The sequence below is a fragment of the Streptomyces sp. NPDC003034 genome (genome assembly GCF_053591375.1).
In genome coordinates, this window is sequence record NZ_JBSFTS010000003.1 from 398,253 (window position 1) to 413,401 (window position 15,149).

The following is a 15,149-nucleotide window of genomic DNA, read 5'->3' on the forward strand; positions in this document are numbered from 1 at the left end:
CTCACCCCCGATGAGCGGCAGTAGGCTCGACCAGCCACCTTTTCACCCCTGTCCCGCAACCACGAAGGTAGATCCCGCGCATGGCCCCTGGCACCCTCGCCGACGAGATCCGCCTCAAGCTGGGCGACGTCAGCCCCGCCGAACGCAAGGTCGCGCGCGTGCTGCTCGCCGGCTACCCCTCGGCGGGCTTCGAGACCATGGCCGTCCTCGCGGAGCGGGCAGCCGTCAGCACCCCGACCGTACTGCGCTTCGTCAACCGGCTCGGCTACCGGGGCTTCCCCGACTTCCAGGCCGCGCTGCGAGCCGAGCTCGACGAGCGCAACGCCTCCCCCCTCTCCCTCTACGAGGCCACCGACTACGGCCGCAGCAAGGGCGGGCCGGACGAAGACCTAACCCTCCTCCAAAGGGGCAACAACGTCTTCAGCGCCGCCGTAGCACAGACCCTCGCCGAACTGCCCCCGCACGACCTAGAACACGCGATCAGACTGCTGTCCGACAGCAAACGCCGCATCACCCTCGCGGGCGGGCGCTTCACCAACCTGTTCGCCCAATACCTCGGACTGCACCTCATGCAACTGCGCGACGACGTGCGGTTCCTACCCGACCGCAGCGTCGAACGCACCGCCGTGTTCGCGGCTCTCCACCGGCGTGACGTCCTCGTCGTCTTCGACTACCGGCGCTACGAGCAGGACAAGGTCACGATGGCCGAACTCGTACAAGCCCACGGCGGAAAGGTCATCCTCTTCACCGACATGTGGCTCTCACCAGCCTCGACCCACGCCGAAGTGGTCCTGCCGAGCCAGGTCGCGGCCCCCTCCCCCTACGACAGCCTGGTCCCCACCCTCGCCGTCATCGAGACGGTCGTCGCCGGAGTGCTCACCGCCCTTGGGGAAGACGCCCACCAGCGGATGCGGAACGGGGAGGACACCGCCCGACGCATGGGCCTGTACTGACGCCGCTGCTCACGGTCCCACGCTCGGGGCGACAAACCTCGGTTCGGCGTGGACTTGTTGGATGAGCGAGGTGTTGACCTGGACCAGGGCGGACTGGAGCAGATGGGCGACGGCAACCCCGCGGGCGCCTCAGCCAGCCCGGTACATACGAGCCCCCACCGGGGCGCATAGGGCCGGGTCGGCCGTCCCCCGTCCGGGGGCCTGCCGGAGCTTGGCAGGCCCCGGACGGTGCGGTCGGTTGTCCAAGCGCAGAACTGGCCGGTGGGGCAGTCGGCCGTTCGTCGGCCGGAGCAGCTGCGGCGAGGCTGCCGGTGAGGACCTCTACGGGCCTGATGCGAGACGGACGGTGCCACAGCCCGTACCGCCCGTCGCGCTTGCCGCTGGGCAACCGGATCAGGAATCGAGGGCGTCCATGACCTTGCCGAGGTCGACGAACTTGAAGTTGGTCGAGTCCCGGCCGCCGTCGCCGGGGGCGTCCTGCCCGTCCTGGACGACGAGGAGACCGTTGGGGTACTTGGAGCCGAGCGGGGCGTTCAGGACCGCGGCGCCGTCGCACTCCTCGGAGCCGTCGAGGGTGTCGTTCGCGGCGGTGACCCGGAAGCCGCCCTCGTACTCGTTGGCGTCCTCCAGCTCGCGGTCGTAGGCGGCGAAGGTGCTCTCACCCTGGCTGGAGACGAGGATGTAGCCGTCACCGTCGGACTCGGTGAGCAACGTCAGGCCCTCGACGTCGGCGGAGACCTTCGTGCCGCCGAAGCCGGGGTCGGCGCCCGGCGTGCATTCCTCGGTCTCCTCGTCGTAGACGCCGGGGACGCCGTACTCGCGGACTTTGTCGATCAGCGTCGGCGTGCCGGTGAGGTCGGCGCGCATCCGCCAGACGCCGATGTCCTCCTGGCCGGCGCTGCCGGCGTAGAGCATGCCGTTGGCCGGGTCGACGACCATGCCTTCGACCTGCGGCAGCTCGCCGGGCTCGCCGCACGGGGTCCACGCGGTGCAGTCGGCAGCCGGAAGGAGGAGGGCAGGTCCAGGGTGCGGATCTTGCGGTACGAGACCTTGCCGTTCGCGGCAGGCAGCAGCTCCAGGAGGGCGATGCTGGTGCGTTCACGGCGGCTGACCAGCGCGTAGGACTTCCCGGACGTCCGGTCCGTCCAGGTCGTAGACGCGCAGGCCGCCCTCCTTGGCGGTGGCGACGACGAGGTTGCGGCCGGGGGCCGCGGCGTTGCGCCAGATTGCGGGGTCGTCCGCGTCGGCGTTGCCGCCTTCGTCGTCGTCGTGCAGCACCGGCGTTTCCACGCGGGGGGCGACGGCCGGCAGCGAATCGCCGGAAGCCAGGTGGCGGCCGTCGGCCTGGGTCGGCACAACCAGGGCCGCCGCCGTCAGGGCCATGGTCGCGGCCAGCACGGCCGACCGGGCGATCGTGGAGCGAGTCACGCGGATCTCCTCGGAGCGGGGCTGGATGGTCCTGCGAAAGAGTGGGCCTCCTTCGTGTCGGTACGGCAGCCGCCGGGCGACCGGTAACCCCGGCCCCGCGTGTACGAGAGGTGAACGATGCGAGAGACGGCGGATCGCGACTACCGCAGGCGTGAACAGCCTTGGTCGCAAGGCGAGTTGACGAGTCGACCCCAAAAGCCGTCACCTGTCCGACTGGTCGGCAGGGTTCATCCCGGCTTCACATCCCCGCCCTGTCCCCGCACCGAACTTGATCGACCCAGAGTCGTTGGATGGATCCGGCTCCTGGTCGTCCACGGAACCGCCGTACGCACACGCCGATGTCGATGCCCACGCGGGCCGCCCGACCACCGCGTGCGTACGGAGGTCCCCTGCGCACCCCTCTCGGAGACCGCAAGGAAACGCACACGACGGGAGGTTCGACGAGGATGCGGCCGTACGCAAGCAGAGTCCGAGACGGATTTCACGACAGAGCCCGCCGCAGAGCCGACATGCCGCTGCTGGGCGGCGTGCGGCCGCGGTCGGCTGCTCCTGGACCCGGCGCGCTCGGCGACCCGCCGTGCGCGCTGCCGCCTGCCGTCCACCCCTTCCTGAGTTCCTTGCACGACCACTGGGCCGTCCTGCATCCCGATCGCCGCAATAGCCCCTACCGCCCTGACCCTCTTCGTTGCTCCGCTGCTCAACCCGCCGCCCAAGAGAACGGCAAGCTCCAGGCTGGAGCCGAGGGCGCGAACCGGCTCCAGCGCATCGTCATGGCCTCCGACCTGCCGCGGAGGCGGCGGCGCACCCTCTAGGCTGTGCGCCGGTCGGCCCCAGGCGCGGGGTCCCAGGAGCGGCGGGGAATAGGATGTCCGTAGAACGTCACATAGCGGGGATGCTCCAGCAGATCGCCCGTCAGCAGGACATCGTCGAGACCGCCCCCCAGGGCACCACGCCGAAGGCGGCCGCCCTGGCGCACGTGGCGGAGCAGTACGGCTACACGTACGGCATGGCGTACAAGACCGGATTCAAGAACTCGCTCGTCCAGGTCCGGATGTACCGGGACCCGCAGCCCGACGCGCGCGTCCGCGAGGCGGCCACCATCACCGCCCATCCCCAGGCGGGCAACGCCGGGACAGTGCCGGGGCTGGAGCAGGGCTCGCTGAAGCCGCTCCCCGAAGCGGTCGATGCCGTGGCCGTGTTGAAGGACCTCATCACTTTCGATGTCATGGCCCAGTACGTCGCCGACCGGAGCCAGAAGATGAAGGGCTACCTCGCCTGCTCGGTCCTGACCGTCCTCCTGCTCATCGACAGGTCGCCGGTCGAAGCGGTCGCCTCCGGCGGGGCGGTCACGCTGCTCTTCACCGTGGCGTTCAAGGTGGGCGCGATCCGCCGCGGGAAGATCGCACAGCGGCTGACGGACGCCGGGTTCCTCGCGGTGCGCGACGAACAGGGTTGCCAGCGGTTCCTGCGCCCGGGGCAGCAGTTGCCCGGCCACACCAACCCGTTCGCCCCTTACTGATCATTTCAGAATGAGTTCGGTGTGGCGGCTGGGAGTTGAGGGGTGGTTTCGGGCAGGGTCTGCCGAATGGCTGACGATCTTGTACCCGATGACCTGTGGGAGCGGATAGCTCCGCTGCTCCCGGCCCGGCCGCCGCGTCGGCATCGTTTCCCCGGGCCGGAAGCCGGTGGATGACCGGGTTGCCCTGGCGGGCATCGTGTACGTGCTGCGCAAGGGTGTGAGCTGGGCGGACGTGCCCGCCGAGCGGATCGGCTGCAGCGGGGTCACCTGCTGGCGGCGGCTGCGGGACTGGACCGAGGCCGGGGTGTGGCCCCGTCTCCACGAGGTGCTGCTGGTCGAGCTTCGCAGCGCCAGGCTCCTCGGGATGGACGACTGCTCGATCGACGGCTCCCACGTCCGAGCCCTCAAAGGGGGGCTCACACCGGCCCTTCGCCGGTCGACCGCGCCCGTCCCGGCTCCAAGCATCACGTGATCGTCGACCGACACGGCACCCCGCTCGCCGTGTCGCTGACCGGCGGCAACCGGCACGACGTCACCCAGCTGATGCCCCTGCTCGACGCCATACCCCGGATCAGAGGACTCCGAGGCCGCCCACTGCACCGGCCTCGACGGCTGTTCGCGGACCGTGGCTACGACTTCGACAAGTACCGCCGGCTGATCCGCAAGCGCGGCATCACACCGAAGATCGCCCGCCGAGGCGCCCCACACGGCTCTGGCCTGGGCAAGACCCGTTGGGTAGTAGAGCGCACGTTCGCGTGGCTGCACCAGTTCAAGCGCCTGCGCATCCGCTACGAGATACGCGCAGACCTCCACCAGGGCCTCCTCGAACTCGCCTGCTCCATCATCTGCTTGAGACGGCTACGCACCGCATTCTGAAACGATCAGTTAGCGGCCGTGCCGCAGACTCAGATTCGGCTGGACGCGCATGACGGGCCGGCGGCCCGCCGCTGCAGCGCCGAGGTGGCGGCCGAGGGCGAGGTAGGCATCGAATTGGTCGTGATCGAACGACTGGTCGAAGGTGCTTTGGCGGGGGAAGACCTTCTCGGTGAGGGCGTAGCTCAGCAGCTCGTAGGGCATGTCGGTGGTCAGGCTGGCCTTGGCGAAGATGATTGTGCCCTCCCGGGTCTCGACTCCCCCCGGGGAGAACTCGATGGGTTCCGGGTAGCGGATGGTGCCCCGTACGACGCACCGCGCGGACAAGCGCGCGTTGAGGGCCGACATCGGGTCCTCGGGGCTCAGCTTCTCGGCGCTGCCGGGTACGAGCGTGAGCATGTTCTGATCCGGCAGGTCGAAGGTGATCTCGACGCCGAGGTCGTCGTACGCCAGCGCGATCGCCTGGGCGAGCGTGGTGGCCAGCGGCGGAACGTCGCCGCTGGAGTCGATGACGTAGATATTCCGGCAGCGCAGCCGCAGCAGCTCCACCAGCCCCAGGTTGTCGGTGTGGCCGCCGTCCGTGCACAGCAGCATGGGGCTGGTGTCGGAGTACAGCCCGATCAGCTCTTGGAGCTGATAGCGCAGTCGACGCATCCGCGGTAGCCGGGGCATCGTCCAGTCCGGGGCGAACTTCGCGACCTCGGCGAGGTACAGCGGGTTGGGCAGCCAGGTGCCCAGGCGCAGGTTGGACAGGGCCAGCAGTCGCTGCACCGCCTTGGACTGCGTGCCCATCGTGGACGCGAAGGCCGCGCCCGACACGGCGATGGCCGACTGGACGGTAAGGTCGCGCCGGATCAAGGGGTGCGAGGTCTGCTCGACGGTGGACGTCTTGACCCAGCCGACATCGGGTCCGCCGACGTAGTCGGAGGCGAAAGTGAAGGGCACGGCCCGCCTGCCCGGCGCGGTGCGGTTGCGGCTGGACAGCGCCGCGGAGGCGGCGAAGATGACCTGCGGGAAGGGCTTCACCCGCTCGGCGTGCGTGCTCAACCGGGTCAGCTCCGTGCGGTAGTCGTACGGCAAAGCTCCGACGGAACCGTCCCAAAGGACCGCGCGGCGCACCGCGAAGGCGCTGGCCAGCCGCTGCCGGTAGAAAGGGTGCAGGCTGCACAAGGTCTGGTCGAGCACCACGGCCAGGACGAGCAGCGCGGCGGGCAGACCCAACCGCCACCCCAGGTGCCACCGGTCGGACAGCACGGTGGACCAGGAGAGCACGGCTAGGCCGACGAAGCCGAGCACGAGGAGCACCACCCAGACGACGAGGTGCTGGAGCCAGCCCGTACCGACCTTGGTGAGGAGCGAGGTGCCGCCCGCGGAGAACCATCCCGCCTTCTCACCGTCCGGCCGGATCTTCTTCACCTGTTGGTACAGGGCGGTGAACATCGCGCCCAGCCAGGTGAGGGCCGCCGTGAAAGCGGCGAGGAGGGACACGCCCTTAGCCCCCTCCGGGAGCAGCTCCTGCTGGACCAGCCAGGCGAAGAACCACAGAACGAGCGGGATGAGGAGGGCGTACACCGCGATCCCGACGGCCATCCACACGATGCCCTTCACCGAGATCCGCAGCCACCGGGGCCACCCGGCCCCGGTTCGGGGCCGGAACAGGGAAGCCGCCAGGGACACCGCTCCGGCGACCGCGACGAGGCCGACGATGGGCAGCCAGGCGTAGCGGGGGAGGAGCAACGGCCGCACGCCCGACGCTGTACCCGAGGCTGAGTCGGGGTTGAAGCCGCCCGGCCGGAAGCGTTCGATCTCGATCACGGGGACCAGCGAATAGAACCCGCTGAGCACGATCCCGGCCACTGTGAACGTCAGGGCCAGCAGCGCGAGGGAGATAAGGACCCCGCGCAGCGCCGCGGCCAGGGCCCGCACGAACTCCGGTGGGTTGTCCGCCAGGTACCTGGCATGCCGGCGCAGATGGTCTTCCTCGGGGCTGCCGGGAGCGAACACGTCCTGAGGCTTCGCCAGGTCGGCCCGCGCCCGAGGCCCCTCCTGCCGGTCCTGCGGCTGCTCCGTGGTCAGCGCCAACTGGAAGGCCCCGGCCGTGAACCCGCCGCCGGACACGGACACCAGATAACGCGCCGTGGTCAGCACCCCTGCCACGCGCAGAGCTTGGAGGGCGCCCAGCGTGACCGACGCGGAGCGGATCCCGCCGCCGGACACGCAGATGCCGACCTCCGCCGCCTCGCGGCCGGGCAGGGGGAGGGACCGGGCACGCCAGCGCCGGTGCGCACTCTCCGGCGGCACATGGTCGCTCATGGGCGCGGTCCAGTCCTCCAGAGGCGCGGAACGGTGCGGCGCGGCCGGCGGCACGACGATCTGCAGTTCGTCCGGCGGCGGGCCGGCGCCGTGGGCGAGCCGGTGGGCGAAGCGTACGGGAAGCCGCGGACCGTGCCGCCGGAACCTGCGGCTGATCAGCATCGTCCAGCAGCCTGCCACCAGCGCCGCCTTGCGCACCCCTTCGACGGCCCGGGTCCGGGCCATCCGGTGCGCGATCGCCAGGCTTCCCCGCAGGACCGGCCCCTTCGGGACGAGCTGCAGTTTCGCCCTCTTCGTGAAGCACCTGGCGAGCAGGGTGAGGAGCACCCAGCCCGCGGCGATGATCAGCGGGGCGACGAGCGCCCACTTCAGCAGCGCGAACGAGGCCGCCGCCATCAACGCATAGTCGGGATCGTCGGCCATGTGCTGCAAGGCACTGCGCAGAAAGACGTTCTCAGCCAGATCCGCCGCGGCGGCCACCGGGGTGAGGAGCATCGCCCGAAAGGCGAACCTCCGCGACGCCCGGCGGTAGAGGAAGAGGAAGCCCAGCCCGAAGATCGACAGGAGGGCAAGGCTGTACGCGGGGATCAGCCAGTGCGTGTCGGCGCTAACAGCGTGCTGGAAGGCGTCGATGCGCGCTCCGGCGGTCTCACACCGCCGGCCCAGCCCGTAGACGGCCTCGCACGCCTCCTCGCGACGACCGGAGAACTGCAGTCGCTGCTCCCGGTGCTTGCCCAGACCGTGCGGCCGGTTATCCAGGTACTGCATGAACAGGGCGCCGGCGGCGAACAGCCCGGCCGCGCACAGGAACGCTGCCCAGCGGGGAGCCCGGTGCCGGGGAGCCCGGTCGGGGGAGGTCGACATCTGCCGACCGTACTGTCGGTGTGATAGTGCGTGGTGGACGCGCGCCGGGTGTGGGCTCGGACGCGCGCAAAAACGTACAAGACCCGGTGTGCCCCGCACATGCCGCTTCCACGCCAGGGCCCGTCCCCGCACCGCCCCGGGCAACGACTCCAGCAAACCCAGCGGCGGCACCCTGGGCACCCCCGGCGCATCCACCACTTCGAACCCCGCATCGGCGAACAGCAGACAACAAAACCGCCGCTACCGCACCGTCCTCGGCGACCAGCCGCACCTGACCGGCAGAGGCAGCTCCCCTCTCCCCGCAAAGTCGGCGAGCACCCCCTGGCCATCTGCCAGCCGGAGCATCAGATGAGGGGCGTGCGCCCGCACCCCGCTCAGCTCGCGCCACCGCAGTCAAAGCGGCCGGGCGGCCAAGCCGCTGATGCGCGGGTCGCGATCGAGAAGCATCACGTGCAGTCGCATCGCCGCGGATCCGTAGTGCACCAGCTGCCCAGTGGTTGACGACCACCACCAGCCCGGCGCCAGCCGCTTGGCGACGCAGGCCGCGGGCCGTGTAGCGGAGGCTCCACAGGCGCAGTGGGACCGGCATGGGCGCCCCCGCTGAAGTCACCTTTGGTCCCGTATATGCCGCGCGCACCGGATGGCGGGTGGCTACGTTTCTGTGCACGGCACCCTGGCTTTGGGAGCGTTCGAAGCCTTCACCTCCACCGTAGGCTCCGGTGTGTGACTTCGAGCGCTACTTGGCGAGCGTGAGATAGGCAACTGCCGGTCGGTGAACCGCGTTGTGGCGTAGTTGGCGGATGCGTTGCCCGGTAGTTGGCGGTCCGCCGTACAACACGCCGAGGCCAGCCCCTCTACGCCCGGCCGTACGCGTCGCGGTCGCCGCTGATGACGTCGATGGTGCTCCCCCGAACCGGTGCTGGTCGTCGTTGGTCCGGGTCCAGACCGAGCCACCTGCCGGGACCAGCCGCTGCTGTCGCGCAGCCCTGCCACGAGGCTTGCCTGCCGCACCCACCCGCCGTCCGACCTGTGCGCCCCGGGGATGCCCAGTAGCTCGCCGCTGGGGTGCACCGCCGTCGGCGCCGGACGATGACGGATCCGGCACCCGGCGCGGCCGGTGCAGCTCCTCAACCCGTGCTGCCGCCGGCCCTCTTCAGTACGCCCGCACCCGCTGTCTTGGCGAGCTTCGCGGGCAGACCGCTCGCGGGTTCCAGGCCCGCGTTCAGCTTAGGGGTCCAGTTTACGGCCGTCGCGATCTTCTTGCTGGAGTGTTCGGCGTTGTACGCGGCGACGAGGTCGGTCGCGGTGCCGTTGACCAGGTTGCCACTGCCCGCCACCGCGCCGGTGCCGTCGCCGCTGAGCAGCTGCGAGGCCTTCCGGCCGCTGGAAAGAGCCCAGTAGTTGTTCTGGGCGACGATCTGTGCGTTGGCCCGGGAGTTGATGCTGTAACTGTGGGCGTAACCGTTGAGCGTCGCCGTGTCGTAGTAGTTGTTGTACAGGTGGATCTGCCCGACCCGGGCGAGCGGGGCGCGCTGGACGATCCCCTGGAAGACATTGTGATGCAGCGTCACCCGCAGCTTGGTGTCCTTGTCACTGCCGCCGATGAGCATGGTCTTGTCGTGGTTGGTGAAGCGGTTGTACTCGACGGTCACGAGGTCGGAGGCGTTGGTGATGTCCAGGGCGCCGTCGTGGACCTGGTACTCGCGGCCGAAGTAAGCCGGGTTCGAGCTGTCGTAGTGCGGGCCGTCACCGAACGTGTTGTGGTCGACCCAAACGTGGGTGGAGCGGCGCACCGAGACCGCGTCGTACTGGGAGTTCCAATTGCCCGTCGAGCCGTCGGTCGGATCCCACTGGGGGAAGCAGTCACGGGTGTCACTGAAGCTGAGGTTGCGGATGATGACGTTGTCCGCGTTGCTCACCTGGAGGCTGCCCCCGACGATCGCCGCGCCGGAGCCGGGAACGCCGACGATCGTGGTCTTGGAAGGAACGCTCAGGACCACGCGGGCGGCCTGCCGCGCTTGCGCCGCGGCACGCGCCGATTCCTGGGCGCCGGAGGGCAGCTTGGAGCGGCCCCAGGTGGCCGGGTCGTAGGCCTTCAGGTACGCGCTCAGTGAGTAGCCCGTACCGGCTGCGTAGTCGGCACAGTCGAGGGGCTTGCCGGAATCGTCGGTGTTGGCGTTTATCATCCCCTTGATCTGGATGATGCGGGGGGCGCTGGCAGGGCCGGCCTTGAGGGCCCTGGCCAGCTCGGCGCGGGTCGAGACGGTGAAGGTGTGCGCCGCGTCGGCGGCCCGTCCGCCAGTGGTACCCGAGCCGCTGGCGGCCCAGCCGTCATGGGCGGGCAGCACTGCGTGCGCGAGGTCGACGGTGGCGGCGCCCGCACTCGTGGTCAGCGGTACGGCCGCGAGTCCGGCGGCCAGGAGGGAGGCGGCGCCGATCAGAGCCAGACGTTTCCGGGCGGGCGAGCGGCGGTGCGATGAAGCAGACACGTGATGTCGTTCCTTCTGTGAGACGTACTGTCAGTGCCTCAGTTTCCGCTGTCGCTCGCGGTCATCTGATCGTCGGTTGATGTGTGTCGTCGACTGATGCGCAGTGGGCGCGGATTGAGCCGTTGCTGCCGGACCGGCCACCTCGGCGGGGTGGGCGGGATGGCGAACCGGCCGCGTCATGCCCAGTGGATGCCCAGCCCTCGCAGCGCGTCCAGCTGCTCCTGGTCCTCGCCTTCACCGCCGTCTTCGTCTTCGTCGCGCCGGACGCTGACCGTGCGACTGTGCGGACGACGGATGCGTTCGCGGACGTCGGGCCTGCCGGTCCCGACCTGGTACGAACAGTGCCGGTGACGTCGGCATCGGGTGCCGCGTACGGTCGGGTGGTGGGCCGTGGCTTGTGCCACGGCTGTCGTGCCTCACCCGTTGATGTCTCCGGAACAGGAGAACGCAATGCGCCTTTACGCCCAGACCCGGGCACGTCGTTGCCGACAAGTACTCGCTGATCTTGTCGCCGTGATCCTGGTGGTGGCCGCGGTCAGGCTCGCGCTGGCCGTCCACCACGGGATCATGCTGCTGGCCGAGCCGGGGCGCAAGGTAGAGGACGCGGGCGGCACCCTCGCCTCCGGCCTCGACGACGCAGGCGACGCGGCCTCGCAGGTGCCGCTGGTCGGAGGCACCCTGAAGAAGCCCCTGCAATCCGCCGCCGAGGCCAGCAACGGGCTCTCCGATGCCGGGCAGTCCATGCAGGACATGGTGGGCCGTGTGGCCGACCTGACCGCCTTCGCCCTGATCCTCACCTCGGTTGCGTTCGTCCTGGCACTCTGGCTTCCCCCACGCGTGCGCTGGATCCGCCGCAGTGCTCTGGTCCGAGGCCTACGCGACGCTCCCGGCGGCGCTGACCTGCTTGCCCTGCGTGCCCTGACCGGACCGGTGGGAGACCTCGCCGCAGTCTCCGTCCCGCCGGGGGGTCTCGCCGATGCCTGGCGCCGGGGAGACGAGCAGGTCATCGGTGACCTGTCCCGGGTGGCGCTCAGGCAGACCGGCCTGCGCCCCTGACGGCTGCCTTTGACCCCTGCCGGCCAGCAGTCCCTCCTGACGGTTGCTCCGGCCGGCCGGTGCTTGACCTGAACCTCGGTTGACGTACGAGAGTCGTGTCATCGAACAGCGAGACGAGGAGGTTCCGATGACACACTCCAGGATCCTGGTGACCGGCGCGACCGGAAAGGTCGGCGGCGCGGTGGTGACCCAACTGCACGCGGCGGGCGTGCCCGTGCGGGCGCTGGTGAGAAGGGAGGCGGACTTCCCGGAGGGTGTGCAGGTGGTACGCGGTGATCTCGGTGATCCGGCGTCGCTGGACACGGCTCTGGAGGGCATCGATTCGGTCTTCCTGGTGTGGCCGTTCCTGAGCGCCGAAGGCGCGTCGGACGTGATCGACGCGATCGGTAAGCGCGCCCGACGGGTGGTGTACCTGTCATCCGCGGGGGTCGGGAACGAGACGGAGAAGCCGGGCGAGGCGATCACCATGTTCCACACGGAGCTGGAGCGGCTGATCGAGGCATCGGGCCTGGAGTGGACGGCGCTGCGGCCCACCGGGTTCGCGAGCAACACGCTGGGCTGGGCGCAGGAGGTCCGCACCACCGGTGCGGTACGGGCGCCGCTGGCAAGGCTGGCCCGCCCGCTGATCCACGAGGCGGACATGGCCGCCGTCGCCGTTCAGGCGCTGACGACCGACGCCCTGCTCTACGCGCGCCCCCTGATCACCGGCCCCGAGCTGGTCACCCAGGAACGGCAGGTGGCGTTGATCAGCGAGGCGATCGGGCGGCCGGTACGGTTCGACGAGGTCGCACTGGACGAGGCCATGGAGCAGATGAAAGCCGCAGGCTACCCGGCAGCACTGGTGGAGGCCGTGATGCCGGCCCAGGCGGAGATGCTCGACAGTCCGGAGCCGGTCAACGATGAGGTGGAGCGCATCACGGGCGCCCCGGCCCGATCCTTCCGGGAGTGGGCGGTGGACCACGCGGCGGACTTCCGCTGAGAGGAGGGTCGGCGCTGCGGCGGGCAGTACCACATCGAAGACGACTACCGCTTCCACGACGCATTCCACCTCGCCCACGCGCCGTCCTCGGCTGGTCATCCGTCACCTTGGCGCGGGGCCGATGATGTGCGTACGGGTCTGCGCGTCGCTCCAGCTCCTGGCAGTCGGCACCGCACCGAAGGGGCCATGGGCAGCGACCTGCTGGTCAGTCAAGTCGGTGCTTGAAATCCGTGGTCGTGGGACGTCGGCGGTTGGTGATGAGGGGGGGGGTGATCTTGGTCTGACTCAGCCCTCGCGTAGCCTGAACCGGACCTGATCATGTGGAAGTTATGGCTCTAACACCACTGCGGTGTATGGCTGTAGCTCACGAGGGACGCAAGAGGCATCAATTGACGAAGCACAGTATGGCCGCCCGACTCGCCAGCGTGGCCGCTGCCGGCGCAGTGGTGTTTGGTGGCACCGTGGCGCTGGCGCCGACGGCATCCGCGGTCGGCTCCAGTGCCTGCACGAAGAATGTCGCTGACTACGACTCCCAGACCGACACCACGGTGAACTTCCGCACCGGCCCCGGGACCGACCACACGGCAAAGGGCACGGTGAGCTCCAACACCACGGTGCGCGTCTACTGCACCGCGAAGGGCGGCGCGTGGGCCTACCTGAAGGTCACCGAGGGCGTACACAAGGGGAAGACCGGCTGGATCGCCGACAAGTGGCTTGCTGTTCCCATGCAGACGAGCTGACGAGCACGGTTGAACGACCAGACCCTGCAGGGGGCCGGTCGTTGATCCTCCCGTGACGGCGGGCCCGGGGCGGAGCTTCTCCCCGGGCCCGCAGTGGGTAGGGCCCCTGAGAAGCCCACCGGCCATCACCAAAGGCGCTGGCGAGCGGTCGGGGTTCAGCGGTTGGCGGTGTTGCAGCAGTCTCCGGTGTGTACGCGGGCCGGGGCCGGCCGTTGGCTATTCCGCGCTCGACCAGCCACGCGGGGCGGCTCCTGCGGCGGCCGCCGGGACGAGGCGAGCGCCTCGCCTTCCTCGGCCGTGGCAAGGGCCTGCTCGGCCCGGCCGAGTTCCGCGCAGGCAGGTGAGCAGCGTCCGCAGCCGAGGCAGGCCGGGCGGCAGGACGGCCACGGTCAGCTCCCGTACCGCGCCCGCCGCGCGGCCTTGCGTATCAGCAGCCGCCGCGGGAGGCGGGGGCGGCGCCGATGGTGAGCGTGGCGGGAGCCGCGCAGCAGCCGCCGCCCGCGCTCTCCTCGGCCTCGGGCTGGTCGAAGAGCCCGGCGCCGCCGCACACCCCGGTCTCGGGGAGGGTGAGTTCGACGCGCTCGGCGGCTTCCCGGTCACCGGCGAGGGAGGCGGCGATGGAGCGCACCTGCTCGTAGCCGGTCATGGCCAGGAAGGTGGGGGCGCGGCCGTAGCTCTTCATGCCGACGAGGAAGACGTCCTTCTCCGGGTGGGAGAGCTCGACCACGCCGTGCGGGTAGACCGTCCCGCAGGAGTGCTGGTTGGGGTCGATCAGCGGGGCGAGTGCGACGGGGGCCTGGAGGCGCTCGTCCAGGCCGAGGCGCAGTTCGCCGAGGAAGGAGTGGTCGGGGCGCAGACCGGTGAGCACGATGACCTCGTCGACGGGGTCCAGGCGGCGGCCGTCCTCGGAGGTCAGCACCAGCTGCTCGCCCGTCTGCTCGACGCGGCCGGTGCGGAACCCGGTCACGGCGTCGGCGTGGCCGTGGTCGACGGCGGCCTTGGCGGCGAGGCCCAGCGCGCCGCGGGCGGGGAGCTGGTCGGCCGCTCCGCCGCCGAACGTGGAGCCGCTGATGCCGCGGCGCAGGATCCACACGGCGTGGGTGCCCGGCTCCTTCTCGGCGAGGTCGGCCAGGTAGGCCAGCGCGGTGAAGGCGGAGGCGCCGGAGCCGATGACGGCGGTGCGCTTGCCGGCGTAACGGGCGCGTAGGGCCGGGTCCTTGAGGTCGGGGACGCGGTAGGAGACGCGGTCGGCGGCGGCCCGCTCCCCGAGCGCGGGGAGGCCGTCGCCGCCGATGGGGCCGGGGGTGGACCAGGTCCCGGAGGCGTCGATGACGGCGCGGGCGGTGATGCGCTCCTCACCGCCGTCGGCGGTCAGGACGCGCAGGGTGAAGGGCTGCTGCTCGCGTTCGGCGTCCACGACGCGGTCGCGGCCGAGGCGGGAGACGCCGGTCACGGTGGCGCCGTAGCGGACCTTGTCGCCGAGGACGTCGGCGAGGGGCTGGAGGTAGCCCTCGGCCCAGTCGGCGCCCGAGGGGTAGGTGGCGCCGTCGGGGGCGGTCCAGCCGGTGGGCGCGAGGAGCTTTTCGGCCGCCGGGTCGACGAGCTCGGCCCAGGTGGAGAAGAGGCGTACGTGTCCCCACTGGCGCACCGCCGCGCCGGCGGCGGCTCCGGCTTCCAGGACCAGGGCGTCGATGCCCCGCTCGGTGAGGTGCGCGGCGGCGGCCAGGCCGACCGGGCCCGCTCCGATGACGGCGACGGGAAGCTGCTGCTGCTCGCTCATGGCGGTGATCTCCTGAACTGGGCGCGGGTACCGGGCGTTGCTCACTACTGGGCATCGGCGTTCGCGTACTGCGCTCTGGCTTTGGGTGTCGGGCCTGATTTGATGCATGTCGATGTCTAGGGCCGAGCTTGTCACTCGTATCGATGAGTGTCAAC

The 15,149-nt window shown here is 70.3% G+C and carries 8 protein-coding genes and 2 pseudogenes; 6 read left to right on the forward strand and 4 right to left on the reverse strand.

Annotation, left to right across the window (positions count from 1 at the left end; genetic code table 11):
* The first annotated feature begins 80 nt into the window (after window positions 1–80).
* The gene (locus ACWDX7_RS06330) at window positions 81–953 is read left to right on the forward strand and encodes a MurR/RpiR family transcriptional regulator (protein WP_451488348.1); all 873 of its coding nucleotides are present in this window, start codon (window positions 81–83) and stop codon (window positions 951–953) included.
* A 393-nt stretch (window positions 954–1,346) separates the two neighbouring features.
* On the opposite strand, the pseudogene ACWDX7_RS06335 reads toward ACWDX7_RS06330, so the two are convergent.
* Window positions 1,347–2,336 (reverse strand): annotated as a pseudogene (locus tag ACWDX7_RS06335) (phytase).
* 910 nt (window positions 2,337–3,246) lie between these two features.
* Between ACWDX7_RS06335 and ACWDX7_RS06340 the strand changes: the two are divergent.
* Both ACWDX7_RS06340 and ACWDX7_RS06345 read left to right on the forward strand, forming a co-directional pair.
* Window positions 3,247–3,900, forward strand: coding sequence for a hypothetical protein (locus tag ACWDX7_RS06340; RefSeq protein ID WP_451488349.1), 654 nt, complete (start codon window positions 3,247–3,249; stop codon window positions 3,898–3,900).
* 66 nt (window positions 3,901–3,966) lie between these two features.
* Window positions 3,967–4,776, forward strand: a pseudogene (locus ACWDX7_RS06345) (IS5 family transposase).
* Between the two features lie 9 nt (window positions 4,777–4,785).
* Here ACWDX7_RS06345 and ACWDX7_RS06350 read toward each other — a convergent pair.
* Complete coding sequence (locus tag ACWDX7_RS06350; RefSeq protein ID WP_451488350.1) at window positions 4,786–7,950, reverse strand: hypothetical protein; 3,165 nt, start codon at window positions 7,948–7,950, stop codon at window positions 4,786–4,788.
* 1,127 nt (window positions 7,951–9,077) lie between these two features.
* The gene (locus ACWDX7_RS06355; RefSeq protein ID WP_451488351.1) at window positions 9,078–10,439 is read right to left on the reverse strand and encodes a pectate lyase family protein; all 1,362 of its coding nucleotides are present in this window, start codon (window positions 10,437–10,439) and stop codon (window positions 9,078–9,080) included.
* A gap of 513 nt (window positions 10,440–10,952) precedes the next feature.
* Between ACWDX7_RS06355 and ACWDX7_RS06360 the strand changes: the two genes are divergently transcribed.
* The 3 genes from ACWDX7_RS06360 to ACWDX7_RS06370 all read left to right on the forward strand — a co-directional run bounded on the left by ACWDX7_RS06360 (window position 10,953) and on the right by ACWDX7_RS06370 (window position 13,214).
* Window positions 10,953–11,495, forward strand: a complete 543-nt coding sequence (locus ACWDX7_RS06360) for a hypothetical protein (RefSeq protein ID WP_451488352.1) — start codon at window positions 10,953–10,955, stop codon at window positions 11,493–11,495.
* Window positions 11,496–11,622: 127 nt separating this feature from the next.
* Window positions 11,623–12,474, forward strand: coding sequence for an NAD(P)H-binding protein (locus ACWDX7_RS06365; RefSeq protein ID WP_451488353.1), 852 nt, complete (start codon window positions 11,623–11,625; stop codon window positions 12,472–12,474).
* 389 nt (window positions 12,475–12,863) lie between these two features.
* On the forward strand, window positions 12,864–13,214 hold the full coding sequence (locus ACWDX7_RS06370; protein ID WP_451749705.1) for an SH3 domain-containing protein: 351 nt from the start codon (window positions 12,864–12,866) through the stop codon (window positions 13,212–13,214).
* Between the two features lie 427 nt (window positions 13,215–13,641).
* Here ACWDX7_RS06370 and ACWDX7_RS06375 read toward each other — a convergent pair whose 3' ends face one another.
* Entirely contained in the window at window positions 13,642–14,994 is a 1,353-nt protein-coding gene (locus ACWDX7_RS06375) for an FAD-dependent oxidoreductase (protein ID WP_451488355.1), read from the reverse strand.
* Between the last annotated feature and the right edge of the window lie 155 nt (window positions 14,995–15,149).